Annotated in this window: 22 protein-coding genes and 1 pseudogene; 6 read left to right on the forward strand and 17 right to left on the reverse strand. The window is 74.0% G+C overall.

What is annotated here, in order from left to right; translation table 11 throughout:
- Positions 1-185 precede the first annotated feature (185 nt).
- From GA0070216_RS17195 to GA0070216_RS17205, 3 genes are read left to right on the forward strand one after another with little or no spacing between them, the layout of a single operon-like run.
- Positions 186-923, forward strand: coding sequence for an enoyl-CoA hydratase/isomerase family protein (locus tag GA0070216_RS17195; protein ID WP_176739010.1), 738 nt, complete (start codon positions 186-188; stop codon positions 921-923).
- Positions 920-1,738 (forward strand): VOC family protein, encoded by an 819-nt coding sequence (locus GA0070216_RS17200; protein WP_091246982.1) that lies wholly within the window; start codon positions 920-922, stop codon positions 1,736-1,738. The genes GA0070216_RS17195 and GA0070216_RS17200 overlap by 4 nt, the downstream gene beginning before the upstream one ends.
- Positions 1,735-2,250, forward strand: coding sequence for a flavin reductase family protein (locus GA0070216_RS17205; RefSeq protein ID WP_091246984.1), 516 nt, complete (start codon positions 1,735-1,737; stop codon positions 2,248-2,250). The genes GA0070216_RS17200 and GA0070216_RS17205 overlap by 4 nt, the downstream gene beginning before the upstream one ends.
- Before the next feature lie 147 nt (positions 2,251-2,397).
- On the opposite strand, the gene GA0070216_RS17210 is transcribed toward GA0070216_RS17205, so the two are convergent.
- The 6 genes from GA0070216_RS17210 to GA0070216_RS17235 form a co-directional block, all read right to left on the reverse strand.
- Positions 2,398-2,886, reverse strand: a complete 489-nt coding sequence (locus tag GA0070216_RS17210) for a MaoC family dehydratase (protein ID WP_091246987.1) — start codon at positions 2,884-2,886, stop codon at positions 2,398-2,400.
- A 74-nt stretch (positions 2,887-2,960) separates the two neighbouring features.
- On the reverse strand, positions 2,961-3,713 hold the full coding sequence (locus GA0070216_RS17215) for an enoyl-CoA hydratase/isomerase family protein (protein ID WP_176739011.1): 753 nt from the start codon (positions 3,711-3,713) through the stop codon (positions 2,961-2,963).
- Entirely contained in the window at positions 3,710-4,666 is a 957-nt protein-coding gene (locus GA0070216_RS17220) for a zinc-binding dehydrogenase (RefSeq protein ID WP_091246991.1), read from the reverse strand. Before GA0070216_RS17220 ends, GA0070216_RS17215 begins: the two co-directional genes overlap by 4 nt.
- The gene (locus GA0070216_RS17225; RefSeq protein ID WP_091246993.1) at positions 4,663-5,373 is read right to left on the reverse strand and encodes a nitroreductase family protein; all 711 of its coding nucleotides are present in this window, start codon (positions 5,371-5,373) and stop codon (positions 4,663-4,665) included. Before GA0070216_RS17225 ends, GA0070216_RS17220 begins: the two co-directional genes overlap by 4 nt.
- Complete coding sequence (locus tag GA0070216_RS17230) at positions 5,370-5,894, reverse strand: nitroreductase family protein (protein ID WP_091246996.1); 525 nt, start codon at positions 5,892-5,894, stop codon at positions 5,370-5,372. The genes GA0070216_RS17225 and GA0070216_RS17230 overlap by 4 nt, the downstream gene beginning before the upstream one ends.
- Entirely contained in the window at positions 5,891-6,859 is a 969-nt protein-coding gene (locus tag GA0070216_RS17235; protein ID WP_091246998.1) for a nuclear transport factor 2 family protein, read from the reverse strand. Before GA0070216_RS17235 ends, GA0070216_RS17230 begins: the two co-directional genes overlap by 4 nt.
- A 101-nt stretch (positions 6,860-6,960) precedes the next feature.
- On the opposite strand from GA0070216_RS17235, the gene GA0070216_RS17240 reads away from it, so the two are divergent.
- Positions 6,961-8,130, forward strand: a complete 1,170-nt coding sequence (locus GA0070216_RS17240) for an acyl-CoA dehydrogenase family protein (protein ID WP_091246999.1) — start codon at positions 6,961-6,963, stop codon at positions 8,128-8,130.
- A gap of 93 nt (positions 8,131-8,223) precedes the next feature.
- Here the strand turns inward: GA0070216_RS17240 and GA0070216_RS17245 are convergent, their stop codons facing one another.
- From GA0070216_RS17245 to GA0070216_RS17260, 4 genes and pseudogenes are all read right to left on the reverse strand, one after another.
- Entirely contained in the window at positions 8,224-8,859 is a 636-nt protein-coding gene (locus tag GA0070216_RS17245; RefSeq protein WP_091247001.1) for a TetR/AcrR family transcriptional regulator, read from the reverse strand.
- 183 nt (positions 8,860-9,042) lie between these two features.
- Positions 9,043-9,954, reverse strand: coding sequence for a hypothetical protein (locus GA0070216_RS17250; protein WP_091247004.1), 912 nt, complete (start codon positions 9,952-9,954; stop codon positions 9,043-9,045).
- Between the two features lie 108 nt (positions 9,955-10,062).
- Positions 10,063-10,585, reverse strand: a pseudogene (locus GA0070216_RS17255) (response regulator transcription factor).
- Positions 10,582-11,118: a sensor histidine kinase gene (locus GA0070216_RS17260; RefSeq protein WP_245722553.1), complete on the reverse strand. Its 537-nt coding sequence runs from the start codon at positions 11,116-11,118 to the stop codon at positions 10,582-10,584. The pseudogene GA0070216_RS17255 and the gene GA0070216_RS17260 overlap by 4 nt, the downstream one beginning before the upstream one ends.
- Before the next feature lie 246 nt (positions 11,119-11,364).
- Between GA0070216_RS17260 and GA0070216_RS17265 the strand changes: the two genes are divergently transcribed.
- Complete coding sequence (locus GA0070216_RS17265; RefSeq protein ID WP_091247005.1) at positions 11,365-12,600, forward strand: cellulose binding domain-containing protein; 1,236 nt, start codon at positions 11,365-11,367, stop codon at positions 12,598-12,600.
- Positions 12,601-12,839: 239 nt separating this feature from the next.
- Complete coding sequence (locus GA0070216_RS17275) at positions 12,840-13,310, forward strand: hypothetical protein (protein ID WP_091247007.1); 471 nt, start codon at positions 12,840-12,842, stop codon at positions 13,308-13,310.
- Between the two features lie 27 nt (positions 13,311-13,337).
- Here the strand turns inward: GA0070216_RS17275 and GA0070216_RS17280 are convergent, their stop codons facing one another.
- Genes GA0070216_RS17280 through GA0070216_RS17310 form a run of 7 tightly spaced genes read right to left on the reverse strand, consistent with a single transcriptional unit; the run spans position 13,338 to position 18,684 of the window.
- Positions 13,338-14,123 carry an IclR family transcriptional regulator gene (locus GA0070216_RS17280; protein WP_091247008.1) on the reverse strand — a complete coding sequence of 262 codons (786 nt, stop codon included), beginning with the start codon at positions 14,121-14,123 and terminating at the stop codon, positions 13,338-13,340.
- On the reverse strand, positions 14,120-14,503 hold the full coding sequence (gene pcaC, locus GA0070216_RS17285) for a 4-carboxymuconolactone decarboxylase (protein ID WP_245722554.1): 384 nt from the start codon (positions 14,501-14,503) through the stop codon (positions 14,120-14,122). The genes GA0070216_RS17280 and pcaC overlap by 4 nt, the downstream gene beginning before the upstream one ends.
- Positions 14,500-15,273: a 3-oxoadipate enol-lactonase gene (gene pcaD, locus GA0070216_RS17290; protein ID WP_091247012.1), complete on the reverse strand. Its 774-nt coding sequence runs from the start codon at positions 15,271-15,273 to the stop codon at positions 14,500-14,502. The genes pcaC and pcaD overlap by 4 nt, the downstream gene beginning before the upstream one ends.
- Positions 15,270-16,610, reverse strand: coding sequence for a 3-carboxy-cis,cis-muconate cycloisomerase (gene pcaB / locus GA0070216_RS17295; RefSeq protein ID WP_091247014.1), 1,341 nt, complete (start codon positions 16,608-16,610; stop codon positions 15,270-15,272). The genes pcaD and pcaB overlap by 4 nt, the downstream gene beginning before the upstream one ends.
- Complete coding sequence (gene pcaG, locus GA0070216_RS17300; protein ID WP_091247016.1) at positions 16,585-17,157, reverse strand: protocatechuate 3,4-dioxygenase subunit alpha; 573 nt, start codon at positions 17,155-17,157, stop codon at positions 16,585-16,587. The genes pcaB and pcaG overlap by 26 nt, the downstream gene beginning before the upstream one ends.
- Positions 17,150-17,902: a protocatechuate 3,4-dioxygenase subunit beta gene (pcaH, locus tag GA0070216_RS17305; protein ID WP_091247018.1), complete on the reverse strand. Its 753-nt coding sequence runs from the start codon at positions 17,900-17,902 to the stop codon at positions 17,150-17,152. Before pcaH ends, pcaG begins: the two co-directional genes overlap by 8 nt.
- Positions 17,899-18,684, reverse strand: coding sequence for a CoA-transferase subunit beta (locus tag GA0070216_RS17310; protein WP_218108223.1), 786 nt, complete (start codon positions 18,682-18,684; stop codon positions 17,899-17,901). The genes pcaH and GA0070216_RS17310 overlap by 4 nt, the downstream gene beginning before the upstream one ends.
- Between the last annotated feature and the right edge of the window lie 4 nt (positions 18,685-18,688).

Consider the following 18,688-nt stretch of genomic DNA (forward strand, 5'->3'; position numbering starts at 1 on the left):
TGTCCTTCACTGCGATGGACCCGTCATGTCTCCGCGTGAGGCGGCGGTGACGTTCGCCACAAAGTACCGACCAGCCGGTATCAAGTCAACGGGTCAACCGGGTATCTCGCTCGTGACATTCGCGTGACAAAGCCCCTGCGGCCAGCACCGTTGTATTCATACCGACTGGTATGTATGATACCGCGGTGACCATCACCCGCACCTCCGGGCACGACGGCCGCCTCGCCCTGGTCCGCTACGACAACGCGGCGCGCGGCAACTGCTTCGACACCGCGACGCTGCACGACCTCGTCGACGCGCTGGAGACCGCCGCCGCCGACGCGCGCTGTGCGCTCATCCGCCTCGAACTGGCCGGAAAACACTTCTGCGCCGGCTGGGACACCTCCTCCTTCGCCGCGCTGGCCGACGCCACCCGGGAAACGGTCGCCGCCGACCTGCGCGCCAGCGACGAGGCACTACAGCGCATCCGACGGCTGCCGGTACCCGTCGTCGCCGCCGTCCGGGGCCGGATCATCGGGTTCGGCGTCGGCCTGCTCAGCGCCGTACACCTGCCGGTCGCCGCCGCCGGGGCCCGGCTGTCCCTGCCGGAGGCCCGGTACGGCTTCGCGCCGGCCGGCGTCGGGCACACGATCGCCCGGTCGGTGCCCCGGCCGCAGGCCTACCACCTGCTCACCGGCGCGGCGACCGCGACCGCCGACCAACTCCTCGGCTGGGGCCTGGTCGTGCGGGTGGTCGCCGACGACGACCTGGACCGAGTGGTGGACGACCTCGTCGACACCCTGCTGGCCGTGCCGGGTCCCACCCTGCGGGCGGTGGTCGAGGTGGTCGAGTCGAGCCTGGCCACCGGCACCGCCGACCAGGCGTACGACATCTCGGCCCGCACGATCGTCGCGGGCCCGGCCACCCAGGGAGCAGCCGGATGAGACCACGATTCCGACCCGGCGAGGCGGTCTGGGTGGAGCTGTGCACCCCCGACCCGGAGCAGGCCGAAGCGTTCTACGGCGCGCTGCTCGGCTGGACCTTCCGCGCCGAACGGCTCGGTGCCACCACCTACCGGATGTGCAGCATCGACGGGCGGGACGTCGCCGGGATCTCCGACGCCACCACCCTGCACGGCGGCCGGCCCCGGGGCTGGCTCACCTACTTCGCCGTCGACGACGTCGCCGCGTCCGCACGGCAGGCGGTGACGCTCGGCGGCGAACTGGTCTCGCCGCCGCGCTACCTGCCGGCGGCCGGCACCGGCGCGGCGGTCATCGACCCCTTCGGCGCCGCCTTCGGCCTCTACCAGGGTGAGTCGCGCCTCGGCGTCCAGGCGGTCAACTCGGCCGGCGCGCTGTGCTGGAACGAGCTGGACACCGGCGAGCCCGCCGAGTCGGTGGCCTACTACCGTGCCCTGTTCGGCTACACCACCCAGCAGCGCGACGACTCACCGACGGCCCGGCCCTACACCCTCCTGACGCTCGGGGACGTCCCGGTCGCCGGCATCCTCGAACTCGACAACGCCTGGCCGAACCTCATCCCGTCGAAGTGGATCACCTACTTCGCCGTCGCCTCCCTGGACGACGCGCTGGCCCGGGTGAGCGCCCTCGGCGGATCGCCGACCGTCGGGCCGGTCGACACCCCGCACGGACGGCTGCACCTGGTGAAGGACCCCGGCGGCCACACCCTGTGTCTCATCCAGCTCGAAGACGGGCTCCGCCCCGACCACGACTCCTGCGACCCGGCGGTGAACCGATGATGGCCGAGCCCCTGTTCGACTCCGCCGAGTTCCGCCAGGTGTGCGGGCACTTCCCCACCGGCGTGACGGCGGTGACCGCGGTGACCGCCGAGGGCACCGTCGCCGCGCTGACCGTGAACTCGTTCACCTCGGTCTCGCTGGAGCCGGCGAAGGTGCTGTTCTGCGTGACCACCTTCTCGTCGAGCTTCCCGGTCCTGATGGGCTCCGACCGGATCGCGATCCACATTCTCAGCCAGGACCAGCAGGACGTGGCCCGACGGTTCGCCACCTCCGGCCTGTCCGGGGCGCAACGGCTCGACGGGGTGTCCTGGGTGCCCGGCCCGGACGGCGTACCGCTGCTGCCCGACACCCCGGCGATCCTCGCCGGCCGGCGCGACGAGGTGATCACCAGCGGCGACCACGTGATCATCCTGCTCGACGTTGACCAGGTGCACCTGAAGCCGACGGACGTGCCGGCGCTGTCATTCTACCGGGGCCGGTTCGTCGCGCCGTCCCGACCGGCGACCGAGTGAGCCCCGGCCGGCGGCCGCACCGGGTGAGTGTCGGCCGCTGGCCCCACCGGGCGAGCCCCGGCCGGCGGCCCCACCGGGTGAGTGTCGGCCGCCGGCCCTGACGGGTGAGCAGCCGGCCGGCGGCCGGGTGAGCATCGGCCGGCGGCCTCAGGCGTGGTACCGGAACAGGATCTCCGCCACGCAGCAGGGCTGCGACGTCTCGGCGAACTCCACCACGATCGACGCCTTGGCCTGCACCCCGGCGGCCGACCCCTCCCCCGCCGGGGCGATCGGCGTCGCCGAGACCAGCGTCGCGGTGCCCTGGATCTCGACTCCCGGCGGCAGCGGCCGGACGAACCGGACCCGGTCCAGGCCGTAGTTGACCCCCATCGAGAAGGTCCGCACCTCCAGGATGTCGGCGAGCAGCCGGGGCACGAGGGCCAGGGTCAGGAACCCGTGCACGACGGTGCTGCCGAACGGCCCGGACCGGGCCCGCGCGACGTCGACGTGGATCCACTGGTGGTCCCCGGTCACGTCGGCGAACTGGTCGACCTGCTGCTGGGTCACCACCTGCGGCGCGCTGACGCCCAACTCCGCGCCGACCAGCGCCAGCAGGTCGTCCGGGGTGTCGACGGTGGTTCGTCTCGTGGCGCGCATCCGGGTGCTCCAATTCGGTGGTCGGTACGGGTGTCGGATCTGCGCTGGCGGGCCGGCGCGGTGCACGGAGGGGATCAGTCGGGGGTCTCCGCCGGGGGCGTCGACCCGGTGCGGACGGCCGCCTGGGCGGTGACGTGCGCGGTCAGGGTCGCCCACTCCCGGTCCCAGGCCGCCTCGTCGGGCACCGGGCGGGCGAGGCCCAGCATCCGCCGGACCGCCGCCGCGTCGAGGGCGGCCACCGCGTCGGCCAGCGCGTCGACGTGCCCGACGAGGCGATCGTCGGGCACCGCCGCGCTGACCAGTCCCCGGCGTACGGACTCGTCGGCCGACCAGGTCTCCCCGGTGATCAGCAGCCGCCGGGCGAACGCATGGCCGACGGCGAGGGGCAGCAGGACGCTGGACCCCCAACCGGGGACCTGACCGACGGCGAGGTGCCGGTCGCCGAGGCGGGCACTGTCGGCGGCGACGGCGAGGTCACAGGCGAGCAGCAGTTCCAGGCCGCCACCGAAGGCCGCCCCGTTGACCGCGGCGACGGTGGGCACCGGGGCCGCCCGGATGCCGCGTACCAGGCGGCGGCCCCGGTCGAGGTGGGCCAGCAGCGCGGGCAGGTCCCCGAGCAGGCCGGTGGCCTCGGCGAGGTCGGCCCCGGCGCAGAAGCTCCGGCCGGTCCCGGTGAGCACGAGCACCCGGACGTCCGGGTCGGCCGCACCGGCCAGCCACCGTTCGAGCCCGGCCAGCACCGTGCTGTCGCAGGCGTTGCCGGCCCCGGGACGGTCGATCCGCGCCCAGAGGGCGGCCCCCCGCCGGGTCAGCGCCACGGAGGTCACGTCAGGCTCACACAGAGCTTGCCGAACCCGGCGCCGGCGAGCATCCGGCCGGCCTGGACGCGGATGTCGGCGAGGTCGACGACGCTGTCGACGGCGGGCCGGACGCGGTGGGTGTCGACGAACCCGACGAGGGCCACGAACTCGTCGAGGGTGCCCATGGTCGCGCCGCGCACGCTGATCTCCCGGGCGAACAGGCGCGGCAGGTCCAGGTCGGCGGTGAAACCACTCGTGCCGCCGCACACCACGATGGTGCCGCCGGCCCGGGTCGCGCGGGTCGAGTGGGCGAAGGTGGCGGGGCCGACGGTCTCGACGACGATGTCGGCGAGTTCCGGCGTCCGCGCGCCGCTGTCCAGGGCGACGGCCGCGCCGAGGGCCAGCGCCCGTTCCCGTTTGGCCGGGGACCGGGAGGTGACCATGACGGTGGCGCCGGCGGCCACGGCGAGGCTGAGCGCGGCGGTGGCGACCCCACCGCCCGCGCCCTGCACCAGCACCACCTGCCCGGGAGCGACCGCCGCCCTGGTGAACAACATCCGGTACGCGGTGAGCCAGGCCGTCGGGAGGCTGGCCGCCTCGGCCCAGCTCAGCCCGGCCGGTTTGGGGACGAGATGCGCCGCCGGCACGACGATCCGCTCGGCGAGGACCCCGTAACCGACGTCGGGGAGCAGGGTGGCGTGCGGGACGGTCCGGCCGTTCGGCGCGGTGGGCAGCACGGGGTAGACGATCACGTCGCGGCCCCCGGCGACCCCGGCCGCGTCGCTGCCGATGACCCGGGGCCCGTCGTGCGGTGCGGTGCCGACACCGCGCAACGTCCACAGGTCGTGCATGTTGAGCGCGCCGGCCCGGACGTCGACGTCCACCCAGCCCGGGGGTGCCGCCGGGGCGTCGAGGTCGCCGACGCGCAGCGCGCCGACCGGGTCGTCGGCGCAGGGTGTCAGGACGTGGGCGGCTCTCATCGCGTCGCCGATCCGGCCCGCTCGGTGGGTCCGTTCCAGCTCGCCACGTCGGCGAGGTCGGCCCGGGCGGCGGGGCGGAAGTCGAGCCCCCGGGTGTAGGCGACCGGGACGAGGGTGACGGGTCGCCAGTCGTCGGGCAGGCCGAGCACCTCGCGTACCCGGGTGGCCCGGTGCGCCATGGCGGTGGCCAGCACCGAGCCGAGGCCCCGGGAGCGCAGCGCGAGCTGGAACGACCAGGCGAACGGGAAGATCGACCCGTAGTAGCCGGAGGCGGTGCCGCCGACCGGGCGCTGCGGGATCGGCTTGGTGCTGCACAGCACGACGAGGACGGGCACCTGCGCCAGGTGGTCGACGAGGTGCTTGACGGCGGTGAGGACCCGGTGCTGCCGTGCCTGGGCCTGCGGGTCGGCGCGGACACCCGGCGACAACCGGGCGGTGGTCGCCGCCTCGCCGTCGGCCAGGGGCTGCGCGACGGTGGCGTCCCAGATCTCGGTGTACAGCTCGGACAGTTGCCGTTTGAGCGTCGGGTCGTCGACCGCGACGATCCGCCAGTCCTCCAGGTTGGAGCCCATCGGCGCCTGCTGCGCGAGGCGCAGGCACTCCTCGATGACGGCCCGGCCGACGGGCCGGTCGAGGTCCATCCGGCGGCGCACCGCCCGGGTGGTGGTCAGCACCTCGTCGATGTCGGTGATCACCTTGCTGCTCATCCGTGGTCCTCTCCGGTGAGGCGGTCGACGGGCTTGTCCCGGTAGGGCAACGGCGTCCCCCACCGGTCGAGATAGCTGACGGCGTCGACGGGCCGCCGGGCCGCGACCTTGAAGTCGGTGCCGACGGTGTACGCGACCGGCAGCATGGTGATCTGCACCGCGTCGTCGGGGATGCCGAGCAGCGCGGCGACGGACGCCGCGTGGTGCAGGTGCAGGGTGGTGATCACCGTGCCGAGCCCCCGGACGAGATCGCTGTCCGCGCCCGCCGCGCTGTGCAGCGGCTGGTGCACGTACTCCTGGTAGGCGGCGTGGTAGAGCGTCGCCAGCTCGGCCTTGAGGGTCGGGTCGCCGACGACGAGCCAGCGCCAGTCCTCGGCGCCGCCGCCGGTGGGGGCCTGCACCGCGAGTTGCAGACACTCGCCGATCAGGCCGATCGGCACCGGGCGGTCGTAGTCGAGGCGCAGCCGGACCGACCGGGTGGTGGTCAGCACGTGGTTGAGGTCGGTGAACGGCCACGTCATCGGCCGACCTCCGCGTCGTGGCCCATCAGGTCGGCGACGTGCAGGGTGTCGCAGTACTCGCGGACCTCGGCGATGCCCCCGGGCCGGACGTCGACGACCCAGAGATAGCGGTTCTGGTAGCGGGAGCCGTCCCTGAGGGTGGCCTCGCCCCGGGCCTCGACGGCGACCAGGGTGTCGTCGACGATCCACCGCTCGGCGGTCACCTCGACGGCGGCCGACCGGTACGCCCCACCGGCCAGCCGCGCCCGCATCGCGGCGAGTTTGCCGGTCATCGCGACCCGGCCGTGCAACGGGCCGGCGTCGAGGTCGCCCCACCGGTGCTGCCGGCCGAGGTCACGGCGGCGGCCGGAGTCGGTCCACCAGGTGGCGTCGGCGGTGAACAGCGCGCCGAAGGCGTCGAGGTCGCCCCGGGCCAGCGCCGGCCACGGGGCCAGCGCCGTCGCCAACACCGCGGGCGCGTCGGCGGGGTCGGGCGCGCGGCGGGCCGGACGGTCGTCGAGGCTGCTGCGGGGGACGGCCGCCCCGCCGCCCACGACGTGCTGCGCGTGGCTGGTGTCGAGGTACTCCCGGACCGCCACGACGGCTCCGGCCGGGTTCACGTCGAAGACGAAGCCGTAGCGGTTGGCGTACTCCAGGCCGCTGGCGTGCACGCCGTACCCCTCGACCTCGATGACGCAGGTGTCGTCCCCGGCGACGATCCGGCGTGGGATCTGCCGGCAGCCGGTCGGGAACGCGTGCGGGCCGAGGGAGCGCATCAGCGCGAGCTTGTCGTCCATCCGCATGACGCCGTGCAACGGGAAGCGCCCGCTGCCGTGCGGTGCGAGGACCGGGTCGCCGCCGCGTCGGTCCGGGCCGGTGTCCACCCACCAGGTCGCGTCCCCGGCGCACAGCCGGCCCAGGCCCCCGAGGCTGCCCCGGTCGAGCGCGGAGATGAAGTCCATGCCTGCCCGGACCGCGCGGGTCATCCGGCCTCCTACATTCCGACTGGTGGGTATCTAACACCTCCGGGCCGGACAACTCAAGGGATGCTGTTCATACCGACCGGATGGTATTATCCCCGGCAGGCATGTTGACGAGGGGGTTTGCGGTGTTCGAGGCGTACCAGGTGCCCGAGGAGCACGCGGCGGTCCGGGAGGCCGTGCGGGCGTTGTGCGACGCCAAGGTCGCGCCGCACGCCGCCACCGCCGACGAGACCGGCGAGTTCCCCCAGACGTCGTACGACGCGTTGCGGGCCGCCGACTTCCACGCCCCGCACATCCCCGTCGAGTACGGCGGTGCGGGCGCGGACGCCCTGGCCACCGCGATCGTGATCGAGGAGGTGGCCCGCGCCTGCGCCTCGTCCGCCCTGATCCCGGCCGGCAACAAGCTCGGCACCATGCCGCTGATCCTGGCCGGCTCCGAGGAACTCAAGCAGCGCTACCTGACCCCGGTCGCCGCCGGCGAGGGGATGTTCTCGTACTGCCTGTCGGAGCCGGAGGCGGGTAGTGACGCGGCGTCGATGACGACCCGCGCGGTGCGTGACGGTGATCACTGGGTGCTCAACGGGGTGAAGCGGTGGATCACCAACGCGGGGGTGTCGGAGTTCTACACGGTGTTCGCGGTGACCGATCCGGCGGCCCGGTCGCGGGGCATCTCGGCGTTCGTGGTGGAGAAGTCCGATCCGGGGGTCAGCTTCGGCGCGCCGGAGAAGAAGTTGGGCATCAAGGGTTCGCCGACCCGGGAGGTCTACCTCGACAACGTACGCATCCCCGCGGACCGCATCATCGGCGAGCAGGGCACCGGGTTCGGCACCGCGATGCGGACCCTGGACCACACCAGGGTCACCATCGCCGCCCAGGCCGTCGGGATCGCCCAGGGGGCTCTGGACTACGCCAAGGGGTACGTGCGGGAGCGTAAGCAGTTCGGTAAGGCGGTCGCGGAGTTCCAGGGTGTGCAGTTCATGCTCGCCGACATGGGCATGAAACTGGAGGCCGCCCGGCAGTTGACCTATGCGGCGGCCGGGAAGTCGGAGCGGGGTGACGCGGACCTGACGTACTTCGGTGCGGCGGCGAAGTGCTTCGCCTCGGATGCGGCGATGGAGATCACCACGGACGCGGTGCAGTTGCTGGGCGGGTACGGCTACACCCGCGACTACCCGGTCGAGCGGATGATGCGCGACGCCAAGATCACCCAGATCTACGAAGGCACCAACCAGGTCCAACGCATCGTCATGGCCCGCCAGTTGCTCGCCGAGTGACGATCCGTCCGCCTGACGGCGGCGTTGCGGGGCCGACGGGCCGTCCGGGCCACGTCACCGACCGCCCGCCGGATCAGCCACCGGGCCGGGCGGTCAGGCGGACAGACCCTCCAGCACCATCGCGCTGAACTGGCGGGCCACCTCGTCGACGCTGAGCGGACCACCCACGTTAAGCCACTGGTAGGCCCAGGCGCACATGCCGACCAGCCCGAAGGTGGCGATGCGCGGGTCGACGTCCGGGCGGAACACCCCCCGGGTGACACCGTCGGCGATCATCCCGGCGAAGGCCGCCTCCACCAGGCCACGCTTGCGGGTCACCTCGGCGAACAGGTCACCGGTGAGGTAGCGCCGCTCCTGATAGAAGATCGTCACGTGGGCCCGGTACTCGGCCACACTGGTGAGGCTGAACCGGATCAGCTCCCGCACCCGCACGGCCGGGTCGTCGCTGTCGGCCTCGATCTTCTGGAGCGCGGCGAGCTGCGCCTCCAGGTACTCCTCCTGGATGTGCCGCAGCAGGTCGTCCTTGCTGGCGAAGTGGTGGTAGAAGGCACCCTTGGTGAGCTGCGCCTGATCGGCGATCTCCTGCACCGAGGTACGGTCGAAGCCACGCTGCTCGATCAGCCCCAGCGCACTCGTGATCAACGAGTTGCGGGTGTTCTCCGGGTCGTATCCGTCCGGCCAACGTTGCCGGCGTCGGGTCGACTCCGGCCGAGACGTCGCACGCGCCATTGGTGGCCTCCTGTCCCCTGTACAGCCACATAATGCTACCGTCCGGTCGGAAGGAACCGAAGAGAGCCACCCCGGTCAATCCGCCCGAGAAGTTTCGCGCACAATCCACCCGCCGGGAAGACCCCCGGAGCCGCCAGTGCTCTTCGGGCCGCCCGGGAAGGACCGGTGGTACGGGCCGCGGACTCAGCGCCCGGTGTTGTTGCCCGGCCGACCGCGACCGGCCCCCGCAGCCCGGTGACCGACGCGCGGCGCGCGTACCACCGGGGAGGCTCCCGCGCCGGGGCGGAACTCCCGGGCGGCACCGGCCACCATCTCGTCGGGGTCGTCGACGAGCACCTGCCGCAGGTGCGACGGGACGGCCTCCGAGGTGGCCACCGCCATCCGCACCTGCACCGACCGGTCGTCGACCAGAAGGCGCAGATCCGCCTCGTCCAGCGCGACGGCGAGCACCAACGCGGCGCGGACGTCCGGCACCGGGTCCTGGGCGAGCGCGCTGCGGTGGGCGGCGGTGGTACGCGGATTGCGGGCCAGCCCCTTGCGCACCCGTGCCGTCCGGTCGGCCAGCAGCGCGGTGATCACCTCGGGATCGTGGGTGTGGATGGCGAGTCGTTCCCGCACCTCGGGTGAGACGTCGGCGACCAGCCGGGCGGCCAACTCGGGCTCCAGGTCCCGCGACTCGGCGAGCAGACCACGAAGCTCCTTGTCCGCGGTCTGCGCCATCACCCGACGTACCGATTCGTCGCAGGCCGGATTGCCGGCGACCGCCCAGCGGACCCACCGGTCGGCGTCCTTGACCAGGCGCAGCAGGTTGGCGATCGAGGTCGAGGGGTTCCTCGCCACCGCTTCCCGCACCTCACGGTCATGGTCGCGGGTCAGCGGGCGCAGCGCCTGGGCGGGCGCGTCGGCCCGGGTGGCGACCGCCCGGCGGACCACCGGCGACGGGTCGGCGGCCAGGTCGATCAGGGTCAGATGGGCCGTGCCGGGGTCCTGCGCGAGGGCGAGCCGGGCCTCGACCCCACCGTCCGTCGCATCCTGCGCCGCGGCACCCGACCCACTGTGACGGTCGGTCCCGCCGACGTCCTGCTGCTTGCCCATGGGCGTCATCATGTCACGGGCCGCAGGCGACGCCGCGAGGCCGACCGGCGCCCCGACCCGCCGCCCACCCGGTCCCGCCCGCACGGCACACCCGGGTCGCCGTGGCGCTCATCCTCCGCCGGGGGCGACCAGGCCGGACTCGTCGGCGAGGATCACCAGTTGGGCGCGGTCGCGGGCGTGGAGCTTGGTCATCGCCCGGTTGATGTGGGTCTTGGCGGTCAACGGGCTGATCACCAACCGGTCGGCGATCTCCGCGGTGGACAGGCCCCGCGCGAGCAGGGCGGCGTGCAGTAGGTCCTCCGGCACGATGTCCTTGACCAGGAACCCGGCCGCACCGGCGCGCAAACGCGTCGAAGACGTACTCGTCCAGGCCGTAGTTGGTCAGGATGACGACGCGCACCCCGGTCAGGGCCGGGTCCGCGGCGATGCGCCGGGTCGCCTCGATGCCGTCCATCACCGGCATCTGGATGTCGAGCAGCGCGATGTCCGGCCGGTGCCGCCGGGCGAGCGTCAGCGCCGCCGCGCCGTCGGCCGCCTCCCCCACCACCTCGATGTCGTCCTCCATGTCGAGCAACGCGCGGAAGCCGCTGCGCAGGAGCTGCTGGTCGTCGACCAGCAGCACCCGGATCACGGGGAGCCACCCGTGGGGAGTTCGGCATGCACGGTGAAGCCGCCGTCGCCGCGCGGTCCGACACGCAGCCGACCACCGAGCGCGGCCACCCGTTCGCGCATGCCGAGCAGCCCGACGCCGGGCGTCGGCACGCCGGTCGGGAGGGCGCCGCCGTCGTCGTCGACCTGGATGGCGAGCGCGTCCGGACGGTAGTCGATCCGGACCGACGCCGTCGTGGCGGTGGCGTGCCGGGTGACGTTGGTGATCGACTCCTGGACGATCCGGTAGGCCGTACGACCGACCGCCGCCGGCACGTCGTGCCGGTGGCCCCCGATGGTCAGCGTCGTGTCCAGCCCGGCCGCCCGGGCCCGGCGCACCAGCTCCGGGACGTGGTCGAGACCGCGCGGCACGCGCTCACCATCGTCCCGCAGCACCTCCAGGGTCGCCCGCAGCTCCCGGGTCGCCTCCCGACCGGCCGTCCGGATCGCCAGCAGCGCCTCCGGCACCTCCTCACCGCGCTTACGGGCCAGGTGCACGGCCACCTCGGCCTGCACCGGAACCGACCGGCGGCACCCCCGGACGTCGCACCCCGCCCGCCAGGCGGGCAATACATTGACACTTTTCGTTACCCCGGTGATAGTGACCGCATACCGCGACCGCCTGTGGGACTGCGGCCGGACGGTCGACGCGTCCACGTCGGCCCGCCCCGTCACCGGTGCTGACCACCCTGGTCGGGCCCGGCGGAACACAGCGCCGCCGCCACCGCAGGGGTGCCATCGCCGACATCCGCTGGAGGGCGCATGCCAAGGAGATCGAAGCTCTACGCCGGCCTGACGGCCGCCCTCGTGCCGGCGGCCGCCGTGCTGCTGGCGCTCGGGGCGACGCCGGCCGACGCCGCAGTCGGCGGTTCGGGGCCCTATCCCGCCGACTACGAGACCTCGACCAGCCTGCCCCACCACACCATCTTCCGACCCCAGACGCTCCCGACCGAGCGCCTGCCCATCTTCGTGTGGGGCAACGGCGGCTGCTCGGCCAACGGCCTGTCCCAGGGCAACTTCCTGCGCGAGATCGCCTCCCACGGCTTCCTGGCCATCGCCAACGGGGGGCCGAACGCCTCCGGCTCGACCAACTCGCAGATGCTCACCCAGTCCATCGACTGGGCCGTCGCGGAGAACTCCCGCCAGGGCAGCAAGTACTACCACCGGATCGACACCGGCAAGGTCGCCGTCGCGGGCTTCTCCTGCGGCGGCCTGGAGGCGTACGCCGTCTCCAACGACCCGCGCGTCACCACCACCGGCATCTTCAGCAGCGGCCTGCTCAACGACGCCGACGACTACCAGCTCCGGCGGCTCACCAAGCCGATCGCCTACTTCGTCGGCGGGCCCAGCGACATCGCCTACCCGAACGCGATCGACGACTGGGGCAAGTTGCCGGCCGGGTTGCCCGCCTTCATGGGCAACCTGAACGTCGGGCACGGCGGCACCTACGACCAGCCCAACGGTGGCGAGTTCGGCCGGGTCGCGGTGCTCTATCTCAAGTGGCGGCTCAAGGGTGACACCACCGCCGGCAGCAACTTCGTCGGCGCCAACTGCGGGCTGTGCCGCAGCCAGTGGACCGTCCAGCAGAAGAACCTGACGCTCGACGGCCCGTCGCCCACCACCCCGCCGCCGACCACGCCGCCACCCACCACCCCGCCACCCACGACTCCCCCGCCGACCACCCCACCGCCCACCACGCCGCCCGGCGGGAACACCGGCTGCACCGCCGGCTACGCCGTGCAGGACCAGTGGAACGGCGGATTCGTCGCCAACGTCAGCGTCACCGCCGGGACCAGCGCGCTCACCGGTTGGCGGGTCACCCTCACCCTGCCGGGCGGCACGTCGGTCAGCTCGGTGTGGAACGGCGTAGCCAGCGGGACGAGCGGCACCATCACCGTCACCAACCAGAGCTACAACGGCCGACTGGGCGCGGGGCAGAGCACCAGCTTCGGGTTCCAGGGCACCGGAAGCGGCACCGTCACCTGCACCGCAAGCTGACCAACCACCCGCGCCGCCGGTGAGCAGGCCGTGCGGTGGGCAGGTGCCCGGCACCAGCCCACCGCACGGCACGGCACCGCACGGCACCGCACGGCACCGCACGGCACGGCACCGCACCGCACGGCACCGCACGGCACGGCACCGCACCGCACGGCACGGCACGGCACCGCACCGCACCGCACCGCACCGCACCGCACGACAGGGTGCCGCGACGTCGCACGGTGCTCTAGGGTGCCGGCATGACGAGCGCACCCCGGGAGGCGGAGGCGCGCACCGGGCCGGTCGGCGCGCTGCTCTGCCGGCTGCTGTTCCTGGCCATCTGTCTGCCCGGCCCGGTCCTGCTCGCCGCCGACGTGGCGGGGGACCTGGCGGTGTCGCCCGGGCAGCGCTGGGGCCTCCTCGCGGGCGGGGTGTTCACCACGATCGTCGGGGTCGGGTTCGGCGTCTTCGGGTGGCGGGTGGTCGACCGGTCCCGCCGCGATGCCCGCCAGCTCGACGCCGCCGGGGTCGCCGCGACAGCCGAGGTCCGCACCGTGACGCCCCACCTGGGCGGCGAGGACCCGGGGCTCCTGCTCCACCTGCGGATCAGCGGGCCCGGGTTCGCCGCCTTCGAGGCGGACGTGGTCCGGCCCGACGACCCGTCGCTCGTGCCCGGCAGGCTGCTGGCCGTCGTCGTGGACCCGGTGGATCGCCTCTACCGGGTCCGGTGACGACGGGCCCGACACGACGGAGCCGGCTCAGGCCGCGCCGCGCAGGTCCTCCTCGATCCGCTGGGCGGTGGCCAGCAGCGGCGGCAGCAACTCCCGCCGGATCAGCTCGAAGGACCCCCGGCTGGCGTGGGCGGACAGGTTCACCGCCGCGACCACCGCGCCCTGCGCGCCGTGGATCGGCGCGGCCAGCGACCGCAGCCCCTCCTCCAGCTCCTGGTCCACGATCGCGTACCCCTGGGCGGTGATCTTCGTCAGGATCGTCCGCAGCTTCGCCGGGTCGGTGACGGTACGCCGGGTCAGCGGCCGCAGCTGCGCGGTGGCGAGGTAGTCGTCCAGCCGGTCCGCCGGTTGCGCCGCGAGCAGCACCCGACCCATGGACGTGGCGTACGCGGGGAACCGGGTGCCGACGCTGATCCCCACTGTCATGATCCGTTTGGTGGGCACCCGGGCGACGTAGACCACCTCGTCGCCGTCGAGCACCGACACCGAGCAGGACTCGTGCACCTGCGCGACCAGCGCCTCCATGTGCCGCTGCGCGATCTCCGGCAGGCCCAGGCCCGACAGGTAGGCGTAGCCGAGCGCGAGGATCCGTGCCCGCAGCGAGAAGAGCCGACCGTCGCTGTGCACGTACCCCAGCTCGACCAGGGTGAGCAGGAACCGGCGGGCCGCGGCCCGGGTCAGCCCGGTGCGGCGGGCCACCTCGCTGAGGGTGAGCTGTGGATGCTCGGCGTCGAACGCCCGGATCACCGCGAGGCCGCGTTCCAGCGACTGCACGAACTCCGGCGACCGCGCCGACTCCTCGCCCACCCTCACCCCGCCTCCCGCCGCAGGACCTCCCGGGCCACCGTGAACGCCCGGTTCGCCGCCGGTACGCCAGCGTAGACGCCGACCTGGAGCAGGACCTCCGCCACCTCCTGCTCGCTCAGCCCGTTGCCCAACGCGGCCCGCACGTGCATCGCCAACTCCTCGTCGTGGTGCAGGGTGGCGAGCACGGCGAGGGTGATGCAACTGCGGGTACGCCGGTCGAGGCCGGGCCGGGCCCACACCTCGCCCCATGCGTAGCGGGTGATGAAGTCCTGGAAGTCGGCGGTGAACGCGTCGGTGCCGGCGACCGCGCGGTCGACGTGCGCGTCGCCGAGCACCTGCCGGCGTACCGTCATGCCGGTTTCGTGCCGCTCGCGGTCGTCCATCATCCACCCGGTTCCTCGAAGTGTTCCCGCAGGAGTCGGCCCACCTGCGCGGGTCGCTCGACGTTGGCCAGGTGCGCCGCCGCGCCGACCACCACCAGCCGTGCCCCGGGGACGCGTCCGACGATCTCCCGGGCGTGCGCCACCGGGGTCGCCGGGTCGTCCGCGCCCGCGACGACCAGGGTCGGCGTGTCGATCCGGCCCAGGTCGGGGCGGAGGTCCATCGCGGCGATCGCCTCGCAGCAGGCCGCGTAACCGGCCGGGGAGGTCGCGGTCAGCATGGCCCGGTGTGCGGCGACCACGTCCGGGCGGGCGGTGGCGAACGCCGGGGTGAACCAGCGGGCCACCACCGTGTCGGCGATCGTCGGCAGACCACCGGCGCGCACCGTCGCCGCCCGCTCCCGCCACGGCCCGGCCGGGCCGAGCGACGCCGAGGTGCACAGCAGGGCCAGTCGCCGCACCCGGTCGGGCGCGTGGGCGGCGAGCCACATGCCGACCATGCCGCCGAGGGACAGCCCCGCGTAGTGGACCCACCGCAGATCGAGGTCGTCGAGCGTCCGCAGCAGTTCCCGACCCAGCAGATCCAGGGTGTACGGCCCGGCCGGCACCGCCGAACGGCCGTGGCCCAGGTGGTCGTACCGGATGACCCGGAACCGCTCGGCGAGCAGCGGGACCTGGGGTTCCCACATCGCGGCGGCGGTGCCGAGGGAACTGCCGAGCAGCAGCACCGGTGCGGCGGCCGGACCGTCGACGGTGAGATGCAGCCGGGAGGTCACGCCCCCGCTCCCCGGACGGCGGCCAGCGCCCGGTCGACGAACACCCCGGCCGACCCGAGCCAGCGGTACGGGTCGAGCGCCTCGTCGACCTCCGCCTCGGACAGGTGGGCCCGGATCTCGGGGTCGGCGAGCAGCGCCGCCCGCATCGAGGGCGCGTCGGCGGCGCGGGCGACCAGGTCGTGCGCGACGCCGCGTCCGACGGCGGACGCCAACCGGGCGGCGACGGCCTCGGCGAGCACCCGCCCGCCGGTCGCGTCGAGGTTCGCCCGCATCCGCTCCGGACGGACCTGCAACCCGGTCAGCAGCCGGGCGCACCGGCCGGCGGCGCCGCCGGCCAGGTGCAGCAGGTCGCGCAGCGGCTCCCACTCGGCGTGCCAGCCACCGGCGGCCCGCTCGTGTTCCTGCACGGCCGCGGCGAACAGCGTGGCGACGAGGCCCGGTCCACGGCGCGCGGCGGCGCCGATCAGGATCGAGTCCACCGGGTTGCGCTTGTGCGGCATGGCCGAGGAGCCACCCCGGCCGGTGCCGCCCTCGGCGACCTCACCGACCTCGGTCCGGGCGAGCAGCCCGACGTCGAGCGCGACCTTGCCGGTGGCCGTGAGCAGCCCACCGAGGGCGGCGGCCAGGTCGAGGCGGGGCTGCCGCTGGGTGTGCCAGGGCAGCGGGCTCGCGGGCAGCCCCAGCTGTGCGGCGAACCGCGCGGCGATCTCGGGGCCGGCCGGGCCGAGCGCGGCCAGGGTGCCGACCGCACCGCCGAGTTGGGCGGGTTGCCCGTCCGCCGCCTGCCGTAGCCGGTCCCGGGCCTGCGCCAGGCCGGTCAGCCACCCGGCGGCCGTCAGCCCGAACGTGGTGGGTGCCGCCTGCTGCCCGAGGGTCCGGCCGACCAGCACGTCGTCGCGGTGGGTGGCGGCGAGCCGGGCGGCGGCGTCGACGGCCGCGTCGAGGTGGCGCAGCACCGGCCCGAGCGCCCGTACGGCCACCAGGCTCAGCGCGGTGTCCATGATGTCCTGGCTGGTCGCGCCGAGGTGCACCCATGGTCGGGCGGGCTCGGGCGCGGCGGCGGTCAACTCCCGCACGAGGGGGACGACCGGGTTGCCGGCGGCGTCGGCGGCCCGGCCGAGCGCCGCCGGGTCGTACCGCTCGGCGCGGCACCGGTCGACGATCGCGTCGGCCGCCGCTGCGGGCAGCACCCCGACCGCCGCACCTGCCCGGGCGAGCGCGGCCTCCGCGTCGAGCAGTGCCCGCAGCAGGGCCGGATCGTCGAGTTCCCGGTCCACGTCCGGGCTGCCGGACAGGCCGGAGAGCAGGCCGTCAGACGGCGAAGAAGACGGTCTCACGGTCGCCCTGCAGGTGGATGTCGAAGCGGAACCCGTCCGGCGCGGTGCTGGCCACCAGCGTGTCGCGGCGCCCGGCGTCGATGCCGGACAGCACCGGGTCGGCGGCGTTGGCCGTCGGCTCGTCGGGAAAGTAGAGCCGGGTGACCAGGCGGTGCAGCAGCCCCCGCCCGAGGACCGACAGGGTCAGGTGGGGGGCCTCGACGCCGCCGTCCGGGTCGGGCAACGACCCCGGCCGGACGGTGAGCAGCCGGTAGCACCCCTGGTCGTCGGTCTCGCTGCGGCCGAATCCCCGGAAGCCCGCGAGTGCCGGCGGGTGGGCCCCGCGTGGGTCGTCCGGGTGGTCGAACCGGCCGGCCGGGTCGGCCTGCCAACTCTCCACCAGCGCGTCGACCACCGGTGCGCCGGTGCCGTCGATGATCCGGCCCCGGACCCAGAACGCGCCGGGGGTGCCCTCGGGGACGACGTACGGGCCGTCGGGCCAGCGCAGACCGATGCTCAGGTACGGCCCGACGGTCTGCGCGGGGGTGACGGCCAGCCGTTCACTCATCGTCGTCGCCGTCCTCGAAGGGGGTGCTCTCCCGGCCGCGCAGCACGATGTCGAACGCGTAGGCCAGCGCCCACTCCGGCGCGGTGGCGGCGTGGTCGTAGCGGGCGATCAGCCGCTGCCGGGCCCCGGGGTCGCGGACCGAGTGCAGCACCGGGTCCTGGAAGAAGAGCGGGTCGCCGGGAAAGTACATCTGGGTGACCAGGCGTTGGGTGAACGCCCGGCCGAAGAGGGAGAAGTGGATGTGCGCCGGCCGCCAGGCGTTGTCGTGGTTGCGCCAGGGGTAGGCCCCGGGCTGCACGGTGACGAACCGGTAGCGCCCCCGGTCGTCGGTGAGCGCCCGGCCGACCCCGTCGAAGTGCGGGTCGAGCGGGGCCGGCCAGGTGTCGCTCGCGTGGCGGTATCTTCCGGCGGCGTTGGCCTGCCAGATCTCGACCAGCGTGTGGGGCACCGGGCGGCCGTCGCCGTCCCGGACCCGGCCGTGCACGATGATCCGCTGGCCCTGCGGCGGCCCGTCGTGCTGGCGGGTCAGGTCGTGGTCGAGGTCGCCGAGCCGTCCCTCGCCGAGCAGCGGCCCGGTGGTCTCGGTCAGCCGCTGCGGCAGGTGGGCCAGCGGTTGCCGTGGCGCCCGCGCCACGGTCGACCGGTAGTCGGGACTGAGCAGGGGCGGGTGGACGTCGACGTCGTCGCGCCGGTAGGTCGGCAGCACCAGTGCGCGGTCGGCCCGGCGGGCGGTGTCCTCGGTCATCGTCGGCTCCCGTCAGTCGTCGCCTGCAACGCGCGCAGCACCGCCAACTCGTGAGCAGTCGGCGGGTCACCCGTGGTCAGTGACTCGGCGACGGCGAGGTCCCAGCCGGTCGCCGCCCGCGCCTGCTCCCGGGTCACCCCGGGATGCAGCCGGGTCAGCGTCAGCTCGCAGCTCACCGGATCGGGTTCGAGGACGCCGAGGTCGGTGATCACCAGCCGGGGGCCGCCGCCGCGCAGGCCGAGCCGCTGCCGGTCACCGGGGCCCGCCCCGTACCCGACGGAGGTGACGAAGTCGACCCGTGCGGTGAAGGTGCGGAGGTTCTGCCGGACGATCACCACGACCTCGCCGCAGGAGGCCGCGATCTCGGGCGCCCCGCCGGCGCCGGGCAGCCGGACCGCGGGGGTGGTGTAGTCGCCGCCGACGACCGTGGTGTTGAGGTTGCCGTACCGGTCGAGCTGCGCGGCGCCGAGGAAACCCACGTCGATCCGGCCGGGTTGCAGCCAGTAGTTGAACACCTCGGGCACCGACACCACCGCGTCGGCGGTGTCGGCGAGGATGCCGTCCCCGATGGACAGCGGGAGCCGGTCCGGTTTCGCGCCGAGGCAGCCGGACTCGTAGACGAGCACCAGGTTCGGGGCGTGGGTCACCCGGGCGAGGTTCGCCGCGGTGCTGGGCAACCCGATCCCGACGAAGCAGGCGGTGCCGTCACGCAGTTGCCGGGCGGCGGCGACGGTCATCATCTCGTCGGCGGTCCAGTCGGCCGGCGGGTGCGGGCCGCTCACGTCG

The sequence above is a fragment of the Micromonospora matsumotoense genome, assembly GCF_900091525.1.
Lineage (GTDB): Bacteria > Actinomycetota > Actinomycetes > Mycobacteriales > Micromonosporaceae > Micromonospora > Micromonospora matsumotoensis.